The 19489-nt window shown below is 34.1% G+C and carries 20 protein-coding genes; 13 read left to right on the top strand and 7 right to left on the bottom strand.

The window, feature by feature from the left end; translation table 11 throughout:
• Nucleotides 1–149: 149 nt before the first annotated feature.
• Complete coding sequence (locus NCCP28_RS18780) at nt 150–485, bottom strand: helix-turn-helix domain-containing protein (protein WP_248562757.1); 336 nt, start codon at nt 483–485, stop codon at nt 150–152.
• A gap of 1033 nt (nt 486–1518) precedes the next feature.
• On the opposite strand from NCCP28_RS18780, the gene NCCP28_RS18775 reads away from it, so the two are divergent.
• Complete coding sequence (locus NCCP28_RS18775; RefSeq protein WP_309296641.1) at nt 1519–1668, top strand: anti-repressor SinI family protein; 150 nt, start codon at nt 1519–1521, stop codon at nt 1666–1668.
• Between the two features lie 238 nt (nt 1669–1906).
• Here the strand turns inward: NCCP28_RS18775 and NCCP28_RS18770 are convergent, their stop codons facing one another.
• A complete protein-coding gene (locus NCCP28_RS18770) occupies nt 1907–2245 on the bottom strand; it encodes a helix-turn-helix domain-containing protein (protein ID WP_248562756.1) in 339 nt (112 codons plus the stop codon).
• Nucleotides 2246–2799: 554 nt separating this feature from the next.
• Between NCCP28_RS18770 and NCCP28_RS18765 the strand changes: the two genes are divergently transcribed.
• Together NCCP28_RS18765 and map are read left to right on the top strand one after the other, a co-directional pair.
• On the top strand, nt 2800–3315 hold the full coding sequence (locus tag NCCP28_RS18765; RefSeq protein ID WP_248562755.1) for a type 1 glutamine amidotransferase domain-containing protein: 516 nt from the start codon (nt 2800–2802) through the stop codon (nt 3313–3315).
• A gap of 355 nt (nt 3316–3670) precedes the next feature.
• A complete protein-coding gene (gene map / locus NCCP28_RS18760) occupies nt 3671–4426 on the top strand; it encodes a type I methionyl aminopeptidase (protein WP_248562754.1) in 756 nt (251 codons plus the stop codon).
• Nucleotides 4427–4472: 46 nt separating this feature from the next.
• Here the strand turns inward: map and NCCP28_RS18755 are convergent, their stop codons facing one another.
• Nucleotides 4473–4697, bottom strand: a complete 225-nt coding sequence (locus NCCP28_RS18755) for a DUF1128 domain-containing protein (protein WP_248562753.1) — start codon at nt 4695–4697, stop codon at nt 4473–4475.
• A 390-nt stretch (nt 4698–5087) separates the two neighbouring features.
• On the opposite strand from NCCP28_RS18755, the gene NCCP28_RS18750 reads away from it, so the two are divergent.
• The 3 genes from NCCP28_RS18750 to NCCP28_RS18740 all read left to right on the top strand — a co-directional run bounded on the left by NCCP28_RS18750 (nt 5088) and on the right by NCCP28_RS18740 (nt 7006).
• The gene (locus NCCP28_RS18750; protein ID WP_248562752.1) at nt 5088–5558 is read left to right on the top strand and encodes a low molecular weight protein-tyrosine-phosphatase; all 471 of its coding nucleotides are present in this window, start codon (nt 5088–5090) and stop codon (nt 5556–5558) included.
• Between the two features lie 59 nt (nt 5559–5617).
• Entirely contained in the window at nt 5618–5974 is a 357-nt protein-coding gene (locus NCCP28_RS18745; protein WP_248562751.1) for a YtxH domain-containing protein, read from the top strand.
• 213 nt (nt 5975–6187) lie between these two features.
• The gene (locus tag NCCP28_RS18740) at nt 6188–7006 is read left to right on the top strand and encodes a YihY/virulence factor BrkB family protein (RefSeq protein WP_248562750.1); all 819 of its coding nucleotides are present in this window, start codon (nt 6188–6190) and stop codon (nt 7004–7006) included.
• Nucleotides 7007–7239: 233 nt separating this feature from the next.
• Here NCCP28_RS18740 and NCCP28_RS18735 read toward each other — a convergent pair whose 3' ends face one another.
• The 3 genes from NCCP28_RS18735 to NCCP28_RS18725 all read right to left on the bottom strand — a co-directional run bounded on the left by NCCP28_RS18735 (nt 7240) and on the right by NCCP28_RS18725 (nt 11093).
• Complete coding sequence (locus NCCP28_RS18735; RefSeq protein ID WP_282579586.1) at nt 7240–9168, bottom strand: heavy metal translocating P-type ATPase; 1929 nt, start codon at nt 9166–9168, stop codon at nt 7240–7242.
• A gap of 219 nt (nt 9169–9387) precedes the next feature.
• Complete coding sequence (locus NCCP28_RS18730; protein WP_248562749.1) at nt 9388–10548, bottom strand: MFS transporter; 1161 nt, start codon at nt 10546–10548, stop codon at nt 9388–9390.
• A gap of 134 nt (nt 10549–10682) precedes the next feature.
• Nucleotides 10683–11093 (bottom strand): pyridoxamine 5'-phosphate oxidase family protein, encoded by a 411-nt coding sequence (locus NCCP28_RS18725; protein ID WP_248562748.1) that lies wholly within the window; start codon nt 11091–11093, stop codon nt 10683–10685.
• A gap of 194 nt (nt 11094–11287) precedes the next feature.
• Here NCCP28_RS18725 and cax point away from each other — a divergent pair, with 194 nt between their 5' ends.
• From cax to NCCP28_RS18710, 3 genes are all read left to right on the top strand, one after another.
• On the top strand, nt 11288–12346 hold the full coding sequence (cax, locus tag NCCP28_RS18720; RefSeq protein ID WP_248562747.1) for a calcium/proton exchanger: 1059 nt from the start codon (nt 11288–11290) through the stop codon (nt 12344–12346).
• A gap of 429 nt (nt 12347–12775) precedes the next feature.
• Nucleotides 12776–13387 carry a YczE/YyaS/YitT family protein gene (locus NCCP28_RS18715; protein WP_248562746.1) on the top strand — a complete coding sequence of 204 codons (612 nt, stop codon included), beginning with the start codon at nt 12776–12778 and terminating at the stop codon, nt 13385–13387.
• 83 nt (nt 13388–13470) lie between these two features.
• A complete protein-coding gene (locus NCCP28_RS18710) occupies nt 13471–14295 on the top strand; it encodes a YfkD famly protein (RefSeq protein ID WP_375709427.1) in 825 nt (274 codons plus the stop codon).
• A gap of 157 nt (nt 14296–14452) precedes the next feature.
• Here the strand turns inward: NCCP28_RS18710 and yfkAB are convergent, their stop codons facing one another.
• Nucleotides 14453–15643, bottom strand: a complete 1191-nt coding sequence (yfkAB, locus tag NCCP28_RS18705; protein ID WP_248562745.1) for a radical SAM/CxCxxxxC motif protein YfkAB — start codon at nt 15641–15643, stop codon at nt 14453–14455.
• A 156-nt stretch (nt 15644–15799) separates the two neighbouring features.
• Here yfkAB and NCCP28_RS18700 point away from each other — a divergent pair, with 156 nt between their 5' ends.
• From NCCP28_RS18700 to pdaA, 4 genes are all read left to right on the top strand, one after another.
• Nucleotides 15800–16285 carry a YtxH domain-containing protein gene (locus tag NCCP28_RS18700; protein ID WP_248562744.1) on the top strand — a complete coding sequence of 162 codons (486 nt, stop codon included), beginning with the start codon at nt 15800–15802 and terminating at the stop codon, nt 16283–16285.
• 220 nt (nt 16286–16505) lie between these two features.
• Nucleotides 16506–16691: an SE1561 family protein gene (locus NCCP28_RS18695; RefSeq protein WP_248562743.1), complete on the top strand. Its 186-nt coding sequence runs from the start codon at nt 16506–16508 to the stop codon at nt 16689–16691.
• A 280-nt stretch (nt 16692–16971) separates the two neighbouring features.
• Nucleotides 16972–18510, top strand: coding sequence for a fumarate hydratase (locus NCCP28_RS18690; RefSeq protein ID WP_282579585.1), 1539 nt, complete (start codon nt 16972–16974; stop codon nt 18508–18510).
• 158 nt (nt 18511–18668) lie between these two features.
• On the top strand, nt 18669–19418 hold the full coding sequence (gene pdaA / locus NCCP28_RS18685) for a delta-lactam-biosynthetic de-N-acetylase (RefSeq protein ID WP_248562860.1): 750 nt from the start codon (nt 18669–18671) through the stop codon (nt 19416–19418).
• Nucleotides 19419–19489 lie beyond the last annotated feature (71 nt).

Here is a 19489-nt window from a genome sequence, read left to right as displayed (position 1 = left end):
TTTCTAAAAGTTTTTAAGTCTTAAATAGATAAGAATTGGGACTATTTACTGAAAGTGAAGGTTCAAGCCAAGCTTCACTTTTTTAGCTGAACACAGTTTTTAATAAATAGAGAATCCAAAAGAATAGTATATAAATGTTTCCCACCTTGCTATTTCAAATCATCTGTTATTCTTTTGAATTTTAGAAATTCTAAGCAATAGCGAAAATCTTCTTTTGTAACGCCCTCCTTTATAGCCGATCCCAGTAATTCCATCCATTCCTCATCTAAAGTATGAGAAGATGCAGCATCATTTTTATCTAGTAGTTGTTCTAGGTTAGTATCAAGGGTATGAGCCAGTTTTGAGAGTATTTGTAAGGAAGGATTTTTTTGGATTCCACGTTCGATATAACTTAAATAGGACTTGGAAACACCAGCGCGTTCTGATAGTTCATTAATTGAATATCCTTTCATTAATCGTAACTTCTTAATTTGAGTTCCAACCATTTAGAATTGTCTCCTTAAGTATATGTATAAACATATACTTTCATTATAACGAACGAAACGTTCAATAAAAAATACGAATTTGCTAGCAAAAACGAGATATTTCGAGAAAAAGAACGATATTTGTTCTTTAAAGAGAAAAAATCAAGGATTTTAGAATTTTTCAAATTGATTATTTTGAACTATAATAACCATAAATAATTGTTCTTTAAAAAGAACTTATTTATTAGTTAAAAAGAATTGATTTGTAGTATTTAGAGTTATATATGCTTAGATAGAAGGCATTATTTGTTAAGCGATAATTAATAAAATTGCTACAAAAAGAAGGTGGAAACTATCTATAGAAAAAACTGTGATAAATGTCATAGACCATCATATAGTAGTAGTGAGATAGGTGATTGGTATTGTCCAATATGCAATAATAACTTAACAGATTATCCATTTTTTGATGCAATTACATTTGAACAGATTCATATTAATTATTCCTTCAAAAAAGTATTAGAGAGTTACCAAAATAAAACAAAGGCTACAGGCAGTTTTAATAAAAAGTGTTGATACAATGGTAGAGATGATTGTGTAAGAGGATTTTCATAAAAATAAATTTTTATGAATAGAGAGGAAAACTAAAAAAATTCCTATAACAAATTTATCACGCATTAACGGACGGTAAAACCCTCACCTAAGGGATTGCAAGAGAAAATGAAAAATCTAGGTGGATAGAAACTTGCCCATAAAATCCTGATTGAAGTTTCACTTTATACAAAAATGAATGCAGCTAATTATTTAATCACTATAGAGAAAGACAAATATAGTTGCAATAATGAGGGGGTTTAATCTAATTCACTGAGTTTGAGAATTGATTGAATCGAATTTTTTTAATTCAATATTGATTAATTAATAGGGAGTACTATCTTTAGTCCCTTTATTGCTCTGTTACACTGTCCAGTAGCTCAAAGGTAAATCAATGAAAGATTAAGTATTAGAATGACAACCGATTGCAAAAATACAAAAGTGTTTTTGGGAGGGAAATAATTAGATGATGAATCAAAAATTATGGGCAGTAGAGCTGGACATTGAATGGCTTCAATTAATAAAAGAAGCAAAAAATTTAGGGTTAAATATAGAAGAAATCAGAAAGTTCATTTGCAATAATCAGAATGAGTTCCCAATTCTAAAAAATGGTTAATGACTGTCAGCAAAAAGTAAAAAAGACACAAAGCCATTTGTGTCTTTTTTACTTTAAAGATTAGTTTTTTGAATAATTTTTAGTAGGTCTCTAAAAATGCTTAGGCTAAGCTTAATAGCCGAGCCAAATAAATTATCATGCCATGGCATACATAATTTAGAAATATGCCAAGAATTTCTCTGAAAAGGGACATCGCTTATTAAAACGATATATGTTTATATGTTGAACAGATGGAGATTTAGTCTATAGAAGTTCTATTTTTTTGTTCAATTCGCCATTTATTAAACTCTAAAAATTCTCGGAATTCGCTTTTGGATACTCCGGAATCCATCGCTTCTTTAACTATTTTAAGCCATTCAGAATCTAAGTCCTCTTTATTTTGCTGTTCATTAATAAGATGATCAACAGGAACATTAAAAACCACTGCGATTTTTTCTAAAAATTGTATGGAAGGATTAGATTGTAAATTTCTTTCTAAAGAACTTAAATAGGATTTAGCAACGCCCGCTTGCTCAGCTAATTCTGATAAAGACATCCTTTTTTCTAAGCGGAGCTTTTTAACACGATCGCCAATCATACAGCCTCACTCACCTTATCACTATATGTATTAATATAATAACAAATATATATAAAAAGTTCCATATAAAGAACAATTTGTTCAATGATTTATTAGAGAAAATGCCACTAATTATTCACAATTTAAACTAATCATTTTCAAAAAGACCCTTTTTATAAATACCCGCTGAACAATGAAATAAACCTTTGTTATGTAAAAAATTACTGTTTTTAAAGTGGTTTAGATTAATTTTAAAAAAATATAATTAAAAGTGATATCAATCACACATATATACAATTGTTCAATAGTTATATATGTATCCAAATGAGTATATAATTATGAACAAATAAAAAATATTCATTTAAACAGACATATAGATGATAGAAAAATACTGATATTAAAAGCTGTAATTTTTTGTTTAACGATTTTTCCATTATTTAAATGGCTCTCAAATAGCAGATGATGTTGTAGAAGGGAAAGTTTAACGATAAAAGTGTACGATTTTACTAGCATGTTTTATCTTTAATATTTGGGGAAACTAATTTATGAAACGAACCAATAAGGAGATGAGAAACATGGGTAAAAAAATAGCAACAGTTCTTACAAATATGTTTGAGGATGTAGAATTTACGGAGCCCGCTAAAGCATTTAAGGAAGCTGGTCATGAAGTTATTACGATTGAATCAGAAGCTGGCAAGTCAGTAGAGGGAAAACAAAAGGAAGCAACAGTAAAAATTGATAAGGGAATTGATGAAGTAAATCCAGATGAATTTGATGCATTATTTATTCCAGGTGGCTTTTCTCCTGACCAGCTTCGTGCAGATGGTCGATTTGTTTCATTTACAAAAGCTTTTATGGAAGCTAAAAAACCAGTGTTTGCGATATGTCATGGGCCGCAGCTACTTATTACGGCAAAAACATTGGAAGGAAGAAATGCAACAGGATATCAATCAATTAAGGTAGATATGGAGTATGCTGGAGCCACCTATAAAGATCAAGAGGTAGTTGTTTGCAACAATCAATTAGTAACAAGCAGAACACCTGAAGATATTCCAGCCTTTATTAAGGAATCCTTAGGTCTATTGCAATAAAAGTAAAAGGTTGTCGACAAACACTCGCTTTCTTCGATGTGCACCTTATTCGGAGTTCCATTACCTACTTTGGTAACTTCGCTCCTCCCAAGGTTTCATGCTTTGAAAGTCAACCATTTTCGATTAGCCGGAAAGTTTTCATTTTGGATTTTATCTATATGCTGAAGGGAGAATTATCTCCCTTTTTTTGTGCATAAATGATAGAAATACATAAGGAATAAACAAGAACAAATAGCGTTTTTTTCTGTTTTGGTGTATATATATTAAGGAAATGAAACTTCTTTTTTGACTAGGCAAAGAAATAACTTATTTTCAGGCATAATGTTTTGGGGCATCACTAGGGAGGAAGATGGAAATGATTGTATTAAAATCAAAAAGAGAAATTGAAAAAATGAAAATGGCAGGAAAAATATTAGCGAATTGTCATAAAGAAATTGCTAAAAGAATTAAACCGGGAATTACTACAATGGAAATCGACTTATTTGTAGAAAGTTATTTAAAAGCAAATGGGGCAACACCAGAACAAAAAGGATATAGAGATTACCCATATGCCACTTGTGCAAGCATTAATGACGAAATATGTCACGGGTTTCCAAGAGAAACGGTGCTTCAGACAGGAGATATTGTCACAATTGATATGGTAGTAAATTATAATGGAGCACTGGCTGACTCTGCCTGGACATATGCAATTGGACAGATTTCTGAGGAGAAAGAACGATTATTGCAAGCAACCAAAGAGGCATTATATATTGGCATTAATGAATCAAAAATTGGAAATCGCATTGGTGATATCGGTTATGCAATTCAGCGATATGTGGAAAGTCAAGGGTTCTCTGTTGTAAGGGAATTTGTAGGTCATGGAATAGGAACGGCTATCCATGAAAAGCCTAATGTTCCTCATTATGGGCTGCCAGGTAAAGGGCCTCGCATAAAGGAGGGCATGGTATTTACCATTGAACCAATGGTAAATATAGGAGGATATGCAATGAAGATGGATGATAATGGTTGGACATCTCGTACAAGAGATGGAAAATATTCTGCACAATATGAACACACGATAGCTATTATGAAAGACGGACCTGTTATTTTAACAGATCAAGACTGTCGATAGAAGGAAAGAGTGGAGGAGATTCCTTTTGCATGAATCTCCTTTTTAATTATTGTTTACGCAAGGATCCTAATTCTTCAGCAATTGCTTGCATTTCATTTGGGCTAAAGGATTCTTTTTTCATGACATGTTCGTAAATTTCTTTTAATTCCTCATACATCTCTTCATCGAAATGTGATGGTTTGATTGCCCCGAAATTTAAAACCTTTAACTTTTCTTTAATTTTTTCAATCATGTATTCAACATTTTCTGTTGATTTAGCACTTAAATTCATGTTTATTTTCCCCTTTCCATTCTACATTGTTCATTTTTTGTTCTTTGTTTAGTCCATCTTTTCATGGGTTTGTATAAAAGTCAAATACAAATTGTCTTTCTCTTTGATAATGCATTAACAGGCAGCAAGTACCATATTATCTTAAGATTGTGAAAGGTCAGGAGAAATCCATATGAGTGGAGCTGTCTGAAAAGCTCGATATAAAAGAATGCAGTCTTATTTATAATACCCAGATATTTTGCGGCAATGTCTGTGTGACCTATTTATAATAAGTGAGGAATAGAGAAATCTCTATTTATTTAAGTTTCCCTTTATGATGGAGTGTTGCTTCAAATGTATGGAAATGCTAGTCTGTAATGTATGTTATGAAAATGAATGGAGGAAACTATAATGGTAGTAAATGTCCTTTTTATTTGTTTAGGCAATATTTGCCGTTCGCCTATGGCTGAAGCAATTTTTCGGAATTTAGTAAAACAGGAAGGCCTTGAAGGTAAAATAGGCTGTGATTCTGCAGGAACAGGTGGATGGCATGCTGGCAAAACTCCTCATCAGGGTACAAGAGATATATTGAAAACTAATAATATTAGTGATGAAGGCATTTTTGCCAGACAGTTTATCAAGGACGATTTTGATCAATTTGAATATTTAATTGCAATGGATGGAAGTAATATCGGGAATATTCAAAAATTAAGTGCAGATTCTAAAACAAAAGTTAGGCTGCTAATGGATTATACAGCAGAAGAAAAGGGAAAAGAAGTACCAGATCCTTATTTTACTGGCAATTTTGAAGAAGTATATGAGTTGGTAACGAAGGGGTGCAAAGCGCTGCTAGCAGAAATAAAAACAACCTATAAATTTTGAGAAAATATGTTTAGGCTGATTGAAGTTGTTTAACAGGTATTGAAGAAAGGGTGGAGGAAATGATGCATATAAATATTTTTCAAGGTGTAGTATTGGGAAGTCTTGTAGGTGCATCTTTAAGTCTCCTAGATAAACAAACAAGAAGGAATTCCCTGCAAAGCATGCAAAAAGTCAAAAGCTCTGTTACTGATTTGGACCAGTTAACATCATCTGTCACAACCACTTCTGAAAAGATAAAAACGACTGCTGAAAAAGTTTCAGAAGATGTTGCTTTTATTTTAGAAAAGGTTGAAGAGTTAAAGCAGGTGACTCCAGCAATTGCAAGTATTGTGAAAGAGACAAAAGATGCTTTCTCTAATAGAGGCAAAGAGCCTAGAAAGCAAATCTCAAGCATTCAATATTTACCTGAATATTAGTATTGGCAATTCTCCGTTAGTGCCTCACTTTTCATCAGTAAGGGAAACAAGCGTGGTAGAAAATAATACCATCGCTTGTTTTTCCGTCCTTTAAGTCTTTCTGTATATAAAATCAATAAAATGCGATATAGATATGTTTTTATCATGTATATAAAGGGGAAAAAGAAAACATCTATAAAAAAACAGTGAAGTCCGTTAGGAAGGTGAAAAAGATTGGGAGAGGCATTTACAGTTGCGAAAGATTTAATTAAAAGAATACAACAAGATGACGTCTTCGATTTAGCCGCACAATTAGCTTATTATTTTTTATTATCAATCTTTCCCCTCATTATTTTTATTATGACATTGCTTCCATATTTACCAATAACCAAAGGGGATTTATTAGGCATGTTTGAAACATTTGCACCTGGAGAAAGCATGGATATAATTGAGTCTAATCTAGATCAGGTGCTCAGCAAAAATGGTACATTATTATCGATTGGGATTATTGGGACAATATGGTCTGCATCAAATGGTTTAAATGCAATTGTAAAAGCATTTAATAAAGCATATGATGTGGAAGAAACAAGATCTTTTGTTGTTGCAAGAGCAATGTCGATTGTATTGACCTTAGGTATGATTGCAGTGCTGGTTATTGCTTTATTGCTTCCGGTTTTTGGAGAACAAATAGGAATTTTTTTATTTAGCCAGTTTAATCTATCAGAAGAATTTTTATCTGTTTGGAGAGCCATTCGCTTTTTAGTTCCTCCTGTTATTTTATTTATTGTATTTTTAGCGCTTTATTGGATTGCTCCAAATAAGAAAATGAAGTGTGTCAGCGCTATTCCTGGAGCAATATTTGCCACAGTAGGATGGGTTGTTGCTTCTTTAGGGTTTTCTTATTATGTAGGGAATTTTGGGAATTATTCTGCTACATATGGCAGCATTGGAGCTATTATTATCACAATGGTTTGGTTTTATTTAACGGGTGTTATTATTATGATAGGCGGAGAGATTAATGCTTATTTTACAGATAAAAAGAAAAAGTGCTAGGTAAAATTGCCATTATAAAACGAGTGGCAGGGCACACACTAATAGAGGGGAAGTAATCAAACACATAGGGGGCACCTACAATGACTAAACATACAAAAAAAGATGGCGGCACAAAACAAAAAGGAAAAAACAAACCAAAACATAAAACATCTGGTTCTGCAAATGGTCAAAATGGATATCACTAATAATTTATAAACAAAAAAGGATGAGTTTTAAAACTCATCCTTTTTTGTTTAATTTCGCAGCAAACGCAGACTGTTTAATATTACTAATATTGTGCTGCCTTCATGGCCGATTACACCAAATGGAAGATCTAATATTTGCAAAAAGTTTGTGCAGATAAGCAGCATAATAACTGTTATGGAAAAAATAATATTTTGTTTTACAATTCTATTCATTTTACGGGATAATTTAATGGCTTCTGCTATCCGAGGCAAGTCATTTTTCATTAAAACAATATCAGCGGTTTCTAAGGCAACATCTGTGCCTTCTCCCATGGCAATGCCGACATTTGCGGTTGCAAGCGCAGGAGCATCATTAATGCCATCGCCTACCATTGCTACATTTCCAAACTTTTCTTTTAGTTCTTTAATATAAGAGACTTTTTTATCTGGCAGACATTCTGCCAGATATTCATGAATATGGCTTTCTTCTGCTATGGCGCTTGCTGTTTTTGTGCTGTCGCCAGTCAGCATAATGGTATGGATGCCTTGTTCTTTTAATGTTTTAATTGCTGACTTTGTTTCTGTTCGAACAATGTCCTTTAAGCTGATAAGTGCAATTATTTTTTCTTCCTTTTGTACAAACACTACTGTTTTTCCTTCTTCGGAGAAACGATCATAAGCATGATCAGCGAAAATGAAAGCTGCTGTTTTGCCGACAAATTCTGCTTTGCCAATTTTCCATTCTTCGTTGTCTACGATTGCTTTAACTCCCCAACCGGAAGTATCCTGAATGCTTTGCGGCTTTAAAACATCCTCTTTGTACATAGTTTTAGCATATTGCACAATCGCTTTTGCCAAAGGGTGATTAGCTTGATTTTCAATGCTTGCGACAGTCAAAAGAATGGATTTTTCATCTAGCTCCTTTTGCACGATTACATCTGTTACAACCGGTTTTCCTTGGGTAAGTGTTCCTGTTTTATCAAAAGCGATTGCTGATATATGTGCCAAGTTTTCTAAATGGACACCTCCTTTAAAAAGGATTCCATTTCGGGCGCCATTTGAAATAGCTGATAGAGTTGCTGGCATAATGCTTGCAACTAGGGCACAAGGAGATGCTACAACAAGTAAAATCATCGCTCGATAAAATGTTTCATTCCAGCTCCAGCCAAATAGAAAGTGGGGAAGAACCATCATAATTAAAACAATAGAAAGAATAACTTTAACATATGTTCCTTCAAATTTTTCAATAAAAGCTTGGGAAGGAGACTTTTCACTTTGTGCCGATTGCACCAATGTAATAATTTTCTGGAAAAGTGTTTCGTTTGTATTTTTTGTAATTTCCACAGTAATTGATCCAGTGATATTAACTGTTCCAGCGAAGACATCATCCTTTATTCCTTTAGCTACAGGAACGGACTCCCCAGTAATTGCTGCTTCATCTATAGCAGTATCCCCTGTAATGATTTTTCCGTCTGCAGGAATTCTTTCACCTGGTTTAATGAGAATCATATCTGAAATCACTAGTGTTGCTACAGGAACCACTTTTTCTCTGCCATCTGGAAGAAGTTTTACAGCTTCTTCTGGCTGCAGACTCATAAGAGATGAGATTTCTTTATGGCTTTTATTCATTGTATAAGTTTCTAATGCTCCGCTTACAGCAAAGATAAAAATAAGAATAGCTCCTTCTGTCCAATAGCCGATAGTGGCAGAACCTATTGCTGCAAATACCATCAGCATCTCTACATTTAGCTCTTTATTGGCAATCGTTTCTTCTATGCCTTCCTTTGCTTTGGCAAATCCGCCGATAATAAAGGCTAGAATATAGGCAACAATAGATAATGGCTCCTCCCCGAAATGGGTGAATATCCATCCAAGTAAAATAAGAATTCCGCTTAATCCTGCAGCAATTAGTTCTGCATGGGGCATTATGTTTTCAAAAAGTGAGTTTTTTGCTAGCTGTTCCTGTTCCTGACTAAGAATTTTTGTTTCTGCGGTCATTTTTAATACCTCCTGTTTGGTTCTTTTTTCTCAATGAGAGAGATAATCACATTCATTACCCTTAAAAAACACGAAAGCTGCCACCTATTTAGGTGACAGCATTATTTTTTCTTTGATGTCTGGATACAAGCAATAAAAATTGCTTGTCGGCATAATGTATTTAATTATCTATATCCTACCATATAAATTATGCATTGAACATTGATTTGTTCGTTAAAATTAGTTTGTTTTTGCTGTATTTTGTTTTCCGAAAAAAAATAGAGCTAAGCTTAAAATAAAAAGGATGCTGCTGATAAATAAAAAATAATTAAATTCTTTAAAAATTTGAATAAATAGTCCACCTAAATATGGTCCTGTTAAACTGCCTATGCTAAATGCCATTCCACATAATAAATTTCCTGTAGGCAAAAGGTTTGTGGGAACAAGATCTGTCATATAGCTAACTCCTAAGGAAAAGGTAGATCCAACACTCATGCCAGCAAGAAAAAGTAATAGACCAATAATCGACAGAAAATCTTCAAATAGGCTGGCGGTTAAAAAGCAAAAAAATCCAAAAAATAAAATGGTGATCAATATCTTTCTTCGTCCGTATTTATCGCTTAATATGCCAAGAGGAAGCTGAAAAACAATCGCACCAATCGCAAAGGAAGTTAAAAGAAAAGAGATGTGAACTACTTCCATGCCAATTCGAAGTCCATAAATTGGAAAAATGGAATTAAGACTGGATTCTAAAAAACCATATGCTAATGGAGGAAGAAAGGCCACCCAGGCATATTTCATAGTACGAGCGAAACGTTTTATCGTTTCCTTAAAAGTATTTATTTCAATCGTTTGCTGTGGAAAATCATTTCGAATAAAGAAAATAAAAATCCATGCACATAAACATAAGAAGGAAGACAGGATAAAGGGGAAGGCTTCATTTATTTTTACCAATGGAGTCAGCATAGGGCCAACTGCAAAACCAATCCCAAAAAACAGTCCGTATAAGGATATATTTTTTCCTCGTTTTGCTTCTTCTGATTGAGAGGTAATCCACGTTTGGGTAGCAAAATGCAAAGAATGATCGCCGATGCCAATTAACATCCGTAAACAGAACCAAAACCAAAATGATTTCCATAATGGAAAAAGGGCAAGTGCTGTAATAACTGTTAATCCGCCAACTAAAATGGCTGGTTTATAGCCGAACTTGCGGAGCGGGTATTCCATAAACGGTGAAATAAGCAATATGCCAATGTATAGGCCAACTGCGTTTAATCCATTTAATGTCGAAGGAATTCCATCATTTTCAAAAATAACAGAAATAAGAGGAAGGAGCATGCCTTGACTAAAACCAGAAATGCTGACAATCATAATTAATATCCAAAATTTTTTGTTTTCCATAAATTTGTACTCTCCCCAAGATAAAATCATAGATGAAAAAACTTAGCGTCCCTAAAGATGTTAACTGGAAAAGCCATGGTTTGCAAATAAAAAAGAACATGCTTTATAGCGGCATGTTCTTAGGTGAATAAAGGTTATAAAGAGATTTCTTCTGCTTCTGCTCCAACATCTGCAAAATAACGGATTTTATGTGGTGTAATTTTAAGCAGCGCATAATTAGGATCATTTGGACCAGTCAGCCAATTGCTTAATTGATCGGACCAAAAGGCTTCTTTATTTTCAGGTGTTTCATCAATTTCTACATTTGCTTCTACTTCACAATATGCGCCATTATAGCCGCCGTTCTCTAGACCAAGCAAGATATGCACAGAAGTATTTTCCTCGATTGTATCCACTTTATGTGTTTGTTTATTTGTAGCGCTATATAAGGTTAATTCTTTAGCAAAAAAAAGCATAAATCGACTGTAAGGTTTATTGTCTTTAATAGTTGCTAATGTACCAATTTTATGGTGTTTAAATAGATGGATAATTTTATCTTTAGTCAAAACGGCAACACTCCTTTTGGGCTTATATACTACTATAATTTGTGTACTCTTTTTGTTTTTATCCTTCTTTTTCAGAAATCAAACTATGTTAAAATAAGTGGTGAGATTTGGAAGGAATGTCTGGTTGTTCCTATGTTTATCTTATGTATAAATGGGGAAAGTTAAAATTTAGAAAATGAAAGGAAGAGGATAGTGTGGTCAATAAAATTTTTATGTTTGCAGCTATTATAGGTGTGCCATTATCTATTATTGGTTCTCTTATGCATTTGCCGAGTATAATGATGTTTATTATCTATTGTTTAACCATTATTGCCCTCTCTAGTTTTATGGGGAGAGCAACAGAAAGTTTGGCAATAGTTGCCGGTCCAAGAATCGGCGGTTTGCTTAATGCTACTTTTGGAAATGCAGTCGAATTGATTATTGCCATTTTTGCACTGCGAGAAGGATTAACGGAAGTGGTGCTTGCATCTTTAACTGGTTCTGTACTGGGAAACTTGCTTCTTGTTGCGGGACTTTCCTTTTTTATTGGTGGCATTAAATACAAAAGACAGCATTACAATGTCTTTGATGCGAGACATAATTCTGGTTTATTGATGTTTGCTGTTATTGTTGCATTTGTTATACCAGAAGTATTTTCCATCTCGATGACAGAACGTGAAACACAATCTTTAAGTATAGGAATTTCCATCATTCTTATTCTTTTATATGTAGCAGCATTATTTTTTAAATTGGTTACCCATCGAGGCGTTTATCAGACAGAAGGAGAAAATAAGCATGCACACGAGGAAACGCCAGAATGGTCTGTAAAAAAAAGCATTGCTATATTAGCTATTGCAACATTAGCTGTTGCGTATGTTTCTGAGAATTTGGTACATACATTTGAAGTAGTTGCAGAATCTTTTGGCTGGTCAGAGCTATTTATAGGGATAATCATTGTTGCAATTGTGGGAAATGCAGCAGAACATGCATCAGCTGTAGTAATGGCATATAAAAATAAAATGGATATAGCTGTAGAAATTGCTATTGGATCGACATTGCAAATAGCGATGTTTGTTGCTCCAGTGCTTGTTCTTTTATCTTTGTTTTTCCCAACTTCATTATCTCTTGTGTTTACCCTGCCGGAACTTGTATCAATGGCAGCATCTGTTTTATTGATGGTCATTATTTCTAATGATGGGGAAACGAACTGGTTTGAAGGTGCTACATTGCTTGCAGCATATGTTATTATGGGCATTGGATTTTATTTATTATAATTCAGCAGAGGTTATCATTTTCAGCTGATTGTTAACGGCAAAACAAAAGCCAATCCGCTTTTTTAAAGCGGATTGGCTTTTTTGTTATAAATCATCCTCTCTATTCTTTTTTATAAGTATATATTTAATCGTTATTATGTTTTCTTTAGGGAGTAAATCAAGTCGCTTCCATCGGATCACCAACCTTTATAAATTGTTAATGTACATAAACTACTGGCTGATTGATGAGTTATTAAAATTCTTTTTTCCTCCTTTACTATTTTAAAAAAGCGATATGACTGGCTGCCCTCCTTCTATTTGATACATTTATTATAAAATAAATTTAAATAAATGTAAATATTCTGATTATTTATTTTTGAAATTTTATTCAAGATAATGGAGACTTGCGCATATGTATTAGGGACAAGTACTTTAAAGGGAGAGAGTAGCATGGCAATATTTTATCGAAGTCTTTTTTATATAGTTGGGCTATTAATACTGTCATTTGGTGCCACGTTGACGATAAAGGCAAATTTGGGAGCAGGTCCCTGGGATGCTTTAAATGTTGGATTATCCCAATTAATTGGTCTAACGATTGGAAGCTGGATTATTATTATTGGCATTTTTTTAATTTTTATTAATGCATATCTCATGAAGAAAAAACCAGAGCTATTGTCTCTGTTCACGGTGTTTATTTTAGGTTTTTTTGTTGACTTCTGGATGGCGCATTTGCTTCATCATTTTAATTATTTTTATTTTACGAACCAGCTAATCCTTTTAATGGTTGGATTGGTGATTGTCGGTTTAGGGATTGCATTATACTTACAAGCAAGCTTTCCTTTAAATCCAATTGATCATTTTATGGTTAGCATCCAAACAAAATTTGGGTTGAATATTATGGCAGCAAAACTAATAGGAGAGATACTTGCTTTGGTATTTGCTTTGCTTGCAAATGGACCAATTGGTGTAGGAACGGTTATTATTGCATTTGGAATCGGACCAGCTATTCAATTTTTTCATCCTTATTGCAATATAATCATGAATAAATTGTCGATTAAATAAAAAAAGATGGATAGAAAATAAGAACTCCGAAGAAAATAACTATAAATAATTTATAGTTAGTGTATTGGAAGGGAGTTCTTACCTTGATAAAAAAAATATCGACTGTTCTATTAACTTTTATCATGATGCTAATGATTATAACACCTGTATCTGCTGAAAAAGAAAAAAAGAAACAAGTGGATAAAGAAAAGTCCCATCTAGTTGTTATTCCAAACTCGGTAACCAATATTGCAAAAGAGAATACGTATCCAAATCCAGCACAAGATATGCCAAAACTGCAGCCGAGTGAACTGACGCAGGAGCTGATTAATTCATCTAAAGTGAAAATTGAAAACCCAGATTTAATTCGCATGTTAAATGAAAGTACAGTAAATAGTACACCTTTCGCTCTTGGGTATAAAGCTATTGTATATTTAGGACAATGGCCTCTTAATTATGAATCGACGGAAACAGCTCCAAACTGGGAATATCAAAAAATTAATACAAATTTTTATGATAATAGAGGGGGAAAAGCTCCTTATCAAATTCATTATGCACAAGAGGTGCAAAAGATTGTTCGAGGCGGTTTAACGGCAAAAATTCCAAGTGCGGAAGAAGTAAAAAAAATGATGCTAGTTAAAGCGACGCAGAATTCTGGATTATCTCTCGGTTTTGAAACAGTGATTGGAATTGGAACGAAAAAAGACCATGTCTATAATATTCCAGCAAAAAAACTTGGTTATTTATATGGATATGCACCGGCAGTAAATGAAAAAGGAAAAGTGACTTATGGGGAAGTTTATTTGATGTTAAAAGGCAGCAAAAAAACAATTGTTGTAAAAAATGTGACATCACAGGGCATTGGAGCATGGATTCCGGTCCAAGACCACGTATCATTTGGTTTTGTTGCAAGCGATAAACCAAGATAATAAAAAAGATGGATGCAATTTTTGATTGCATCCATTGAGGCTGTCGACAAACGCTCGCTTTTTTGCTCGCCTCAAAAGACAAGCGTTTTCGATCAACTCAAAACCGTCCCATTTTTACTCTGAATGGGTGCGATTTATGTTTATATCCATTTTTTTGTTATTTAGAAATAAGTGCTTTTCTTGTAGAAAAGTCTATATTTTGATAATAGCTGTTTTTTACCAATACATTTGGTCCTAAACATTGAACGCTTGGACAGTGGCAGTTAAGGGAAGATGCTAAATCTGTTTGCATCCATTTTTTGAATATATCTTCTAATTGATCATGCTTAATATTTCCTAATGCTGGTGTATCGCCGAAGTCAGTCACAATTACATCCCCTGTAAAAATATTAACATTTAAGCGGGAACGGCCATCAGGATCATTCCGTACGGTCACATTTTTACTGTTATATAAGCGATTTAAAAGATTAAGATCTTCTTTTTTGCTGTTGCATGGATAGAAAGGAAGTGTTCCAAAAAGCATCCATACATTTTCATCTCGAATATCTAAAAGCTGGTTGATGCTTTCTCTAATTTCATTTAGGGATAACGTTTCAAGTGTTGATGCAAAGTCAGATGGATGCATAGTAAGTAATGAATCTTTCGATTTGTTAGGTGCTGTCATAGCAACAAACCCACTCTCATACATAGGATGAATCTCATGCCTTTTACATCCCATATCCTCTACTATCTGCTTATGAATTTTTTCTAAATGAGGTAAAGTACTTTTGTTTAGCATAGTCTCAGCAGATACCAAAACTCCTAAATCAGATAATGCTCTAGAATTGGTAATAATTCTGTCAAACATTGCTTTTCTCTGTTCTCTAGTAGGTTTTCTATTCATCATAGCAAAGCCTATATCTATAAATTCATTCTCTGTTCCCCAATTATGGGAAATGTGTAATACATCTAAGTAAGGTGCTATCATCATATATCTGTCAAGGTCTAGAGTTAGATTAGAATTTATCTGAGTATAGATACCTCTGTTATGAGCATATTTCAATAAAGGCAACACATAGTTTTGTACTGACTTTAAGGAAAGCATTGGCTCTCCTCCAGTAATACTAATTGTTCTTAATGTTGGTATCTCATCCAATCTCTGTAGCAATAATTCTATAGGAAGTGCTGGAGCATCTTTGTGAGTAAGTAATTGACCTACAGCACAATGGGCACATCTCATATTGCAGAGATTAGTTGTAGTAAATTCAACACTTGAAAGAGTTGACCTGCCATAATTTTCAATATCAAGATAAGCCTCCCAAGCATCATTTTTGGGAGTGCTTTTAAGTTTGGTTATTTGTTTATTCATGTTAATTACTCCTATCAAAATCATAATATTGCTCTTTCTTCATTAAAATCTTTAGTCATTATTGAGCGAAAATATCGTAATGTCAAACTCTTTTTTTGTTTAAAATCTGTCGAGCAGGGAAAAGAACAGCAAGACTGAAAAAAGGAGATGGCTTATATGTCTAATGCAAAACATAATAAATTAATGACTGGTATGGTAATAGGTGGACTCATTGGTACTGCATTTTCTCTCCTCGATTCGACTACAAGGAAAAATGTTCTAGAAAAATTTCAAAATATAAAAATTAACTCAGGAAAAATGTTTTATGAAATAAAAGAAAATCCAAAAGAAGCAAAAGAACAGATCAGCGAAAAACTTCATTATGCTCAAGCGGTATTAAAAGATGCTTTGCGTGATGGACAAGCGCTTTATGAACAGATACAACGAACCGTTTCTGCAAGAACTAGCGATGTAAAAGAAATTACACAAGAAACAATGGATACACTTCATCATTCAAAAGGTGAAATAAAGTCGATTACAGGAAAAATTAAAGAAGCTGGAAATACTGTAATGCCAAATCTTGAATCAACTGCACATCAGGATGAGGAGAACCTGCCTGCTGTTCAAGGCAATCGTATGGTAAATAGTCATCCTGTTCTTTAAATGCTTATGTTTGTAAAATGAATCTTATTAATAGTCTATCATAAATGGCCATCACGATTAATTAATCATGGTGGTGTTTTTTTGTCAGCAGAAAAAGTCACTTGCGTGTGTAAAAATATAAAAAATGTGCAAACATATAAAGAGGAAAGAATCGGGAAAATATTGCCGAAAGCTAAAAAATTCGGTAGGATGGATACAGTAGTGAAGGGAGAGAAAAGTATTGGGCAATTCTATTACAGGCAAAAATGAACAAGTAGATTTTTTAAAAACAAGACTAAATATGTTTTTAGAGGTATTGGATGCAATCGATCCAGAAGAAGCGGAATTAGAAGATATTGATCGTTTAATTGAAATGATTGATGATATTGAATCCAAATGCAATGAATTTAAACATAGAGATTTATAAGAATAAATGAATCCCAGAGAAATCTGGGGTTTTATTTTGAAGTGAAGGTTCATAATTGTATCACCTTTCAGAAAAGGAAAGCATTATCCGTTATTTGTAAAGAAGATAACTAAACTTTTAATAGGAAATAACGTATTATCTATTGGAAGCGATTGCATATTACTTCTCACATTCCCTTAAGAGGAGTATACTTTTTAGTAGAATGTTTTTTTGAATATTTAGGCAGATTGTAACAGCAAAATAGTTTTAAGAGTAAGGGTTCTTAAGGGGGAAGAGCAACATGTATTTGAAAAATTTAAAGGAAAGCATCTATCAACTGATTGTAGAAACTTCAACAAATCTTCCGAAAGATGTACGAAGAGCAATCAAAAAAGCAAAGGCATTAGAAAGTGCTGGGACACGCTCCGCCATGAGTTTAGCGACTATTACACAAAATATCAGCATGGCAGATGAGGAAGTATCGCCAATTTGCCAAGATACTGGCTTGCCAACATTTAAAATTAAAACGCCAATTCAAACAAATCAGCTGGAGATAAAAGCTGCTATTTATGAAGCGATGGAATTAGCAACAAAAAATGGAAAACTAAGACCTAATTCCGTAGACTCTCTCACAGGTGAAAATAGCGGCAATAATCTAGGGGCAGGTACTCCTGTCATTAAATTTGAGCAGTGGGAAAAGGATTATATCGAGTTAGCGCTTATTTTAAAAGGTGGCGGCTGTGAAAATAAAAATATTCAATACAGTCTGCCTTGTGAGTTAGAAGGACTAGGGAGGGCAGGCCGAGATTTAGATGGCATCAGAAAGTGCATTATGCATTCTGTTTATCAAGCACAAGGACAAGGATGCAGCGCGGGATTTATTGGGGTAGGCATAGGTGGTGATCGCTCTGCAGGATATGATTTAGCGAAAGAACAATTATTTCGTTCAGTAGATGATACAAATTCAATTGCAGAACTTGCAGAGTTGGAAGCCTATATTTTAGAAAATGCCAATAAACTCGGCATTGGTACAATGGGATTTGGCGGCGAAACAACCCTTTTGGGATGCAAAATCGGTGTTATGAACAGAATTCCTGCAAGTTTTTTTGTATCTGTTGCCTATAATTGTTGGGCATTCCGCCGACTGGCGGTAAAAGTGAATGCAAATAGCGGAGAAATAGCCGAGTGGAAATATCAAGATGGGGAGAAAATAGATTTTAGCAAAGAACAGGGGCAAAATCCTTCTGCCGATAAAGAAGATGTCATCACATTACAGGCTCCAATCAGGGAAGAAGATATCCGCAAGCTAAAAGTAGGCGATGTAGTGCAAATCAATGGCATGATATATACGGGCAGAGATGCCATTCATAAATACTTAAACACAAATGATGCTCCTATTGATTTAAATGGCCAAATTATCTATCATTGTGGACCGGTTATGTTGAAGGATAAAGATGGCAAATGGCATGTCAAAGCAGCAGGACCAACAACAAGCATTCGAGAAGAGCCTTATCAAGGAGATATTATGAAAAGATTTGGCATTCGGGCAGTAATTGGAAAAGGCGGCATGGGACAAAAAACGTTAGAAGCATTAAAAGATCATGGAGGCGTCTATTTAAATGCGATTGGCGGTGCAGCTCAATATTATGCAGACTGCATTAAATCTGTAGAAGGCGTCGATTTAATGCAATTTGGGATTCCAGAAGCAATGTGGCATTTAAAAGTAGAGGGGTTTAAAGCAGTTGTTACAATGGATTCACATGGAAATTCCCTCCATAAAGATGTAGAGCAATCTTCCTTAGAGAAACTCACTCAATTCAAAGACACAGTTTTCAAATAAAGCGTTTCAAGCAGCCGCTAAATAGTAGCTGCTTTTTTGCTATTAATATCCAAGCATCTTTTCCTCCTTAACACAAACACTAAGAAAAAGTTGTACAAGGAGGAGAAAAAGTGAAGCAGTTTGTTCAATATGCTTTTATACTATGTTTGCTTTTGGGAATGAATTTAACGCCAGCATATGCAGTTTCCAATCAGCCGATTCATTGGGGATTTAAAAAAGCGGCAAATGAAGCGCCGGCAGAAGCCGGAAAAGAATTAGATGAGCTTTTAGGAAAATATGGGGCATATTATAAAGAAAATACCGATAAAAAAGTACTATATTTAACATTTGATAATGGTTATGAAAATGGCTATACCGGAAAAATATTGGATGTTTTAAAAAAAGAGAAAGTGCCTGGAACATTTTTTATTACTGGACATTATTTAAAAACAGCTCCCGATTTAGTGAAAAGAATGGCAAACGAAGGACATATAATAGGAAATCATTCCTATCACCATCCAGATTTCACCCAAGTATCAGATGAAAAGCTAAAAAGCGAGTTGGAAAGTGTTGTTGCTGAAACAGAAAGCCTGACAGGGAAAAAAGGCATGACTTATTTGCGGCCCCCACGAGGAATTTTTAGTGAAAGAACACTAAAATTAGCAAAAGAAATGGGCTATACACAAGTATTTTGGTCGCTAGCTTTTGTGGACTGGAAAACAGATCAGCAAAAGGGGTGGAAATACAGCTATGATAATATTATGTCACAGGTCCATCCTGGTTGTATTCTCCTTTTGCACACCGTTTCTAAAGATAATGCGGATGCACTCGAACAAGCAATTAAGGACTTAAAGAAACGAGGGTATACCTTTAAAAGTCTGGATGACATAAATATAAAGCGGGAAATGGATGAGGGAATTATGAATTAGGAGTAAAGTGAAGCGGACTTAGAGTATAGACTAGGTCTGTTTTTTTTGGTCTATATGATTCGAATTTTATC

It is taken from the genome of Niallia sp. NCCP-28 (assembly GCF_023168165.1).
GTDB lineage: Bacteria > Bacillota > Bacilli > Bacillales > Cytobacillaceae > Niallia.
Note: the sequence above shows the minus strand (reverse complement) of the source record. Positions and strands in the feature narration are given on the sequence as shown.

Excerpts from the sequence above, each read along its gene's own strand:
- NCCP28_RS18780 (WP_248562757.1), bottom strand. The coding sequence starts at position 485 with ATGGTTGGAACTCAAATTAAGAAGTTACGATTAATGAAAGGATATTCA.
- NCCP28_RS18775 (WP_309296641.1), top strand. The coding sequence starts at position 1,519 with ATGATGAATCAAAAATTATGGGCAGTAGAGCTGGACATTGAATGGCTT.
- NCCP28_RS18770 (WP_248562756.1), bottom strand. The coding sequence starts at position 2,245 with ATGATTGGCGATCGTGTTAAAAAGCTCCGCTTAGAAAAAAGGATGTCT.
- NCCP28_RS18765 (WP_248562755.1), top strand. The coding sequence starts at position 2,800 with ATGGGTAAAAAAATAGCAACAGTTCTTACAAATATGTTTGAGGATGTA.
- map (WP_248562754.1), top strand. The coding sequence starts at position 3,671 with ATGATTGTATTAAAATCAAAAAGAGAAATTGAAAAAATGAAAATGGCA.
- NCCP28_RS18755 (WP_248562753.1), bottom strand. The coding sequence starts at position 4,697 with ATGAATTTAAGTGCTAAATCAACAGAAAATGTTGAATACATGATTGAA.
- NCCP28_RS18750 (WP_248562752.1), top strand. The coding sequence starts at position 5,088 with ATGGTAGTAAATGTCCTTTTTATTTGTTTAGGCAATATTTGCCGTTCG.
- NCCP28_RS18745 (WP_248562751.1), top strand. The coding sequence starts at position 5,618 with ATGATGCATATAAATATTTTTCAAGGTGTAGTATTGGGAAGTCTTGTA.
- NCCP28_RS18735 (WP_282579586.1), bottom strand. The coding sequence starts at position 9,168 with ATGACCGCAGAAACAAAAATTCTTAGTCAGGAACAGGAACAGCTAGCA.
- NCCP28_RS18730 (WP_248562749.1), bottom strand. The coding sequence starts at position 10,548 with ATGGAAAACAAAAAATTTTGGATATTAATTATGATTGTCAGCATTTCT.
- NCCP28_RS18715 (WP_248562746.1), top strand. The coding sequence starts at position 12,776 with ATGGCAATATTTTATCGAAGTCTTTTTTATATAGTTGGGCTATTAATA.
- yfkAB (WP_248562745.1), bottom strand. The coding sequence starts at position 15,643 with ATGAATAAACAAATAACCAAACTTAAAAGCACTCCCAAAAATGATGCT.
- NCCP28_RS18700 (WP_248562744.1), top strand. The coding sequence starts at position 15,800 with ATGTCTAATGCAAAACATAATAAATTAATGACTGGTATGGTAATAGGT.
- NCCP28_RS18690 (WP_282579585.1), top strand. The coding sequence starts at position 16,972 with ATGTATTTGAAAAATTTAAAGGAAAGCATCTATCAACTGATTGTAGAA.
- pdaA (WP_248562860.1), top strand. The coding sequence starts at position 18,669 with ATGAATTTAACGCCAGCATATGCAGTTTCCAATCAGCCGATTCATTGG.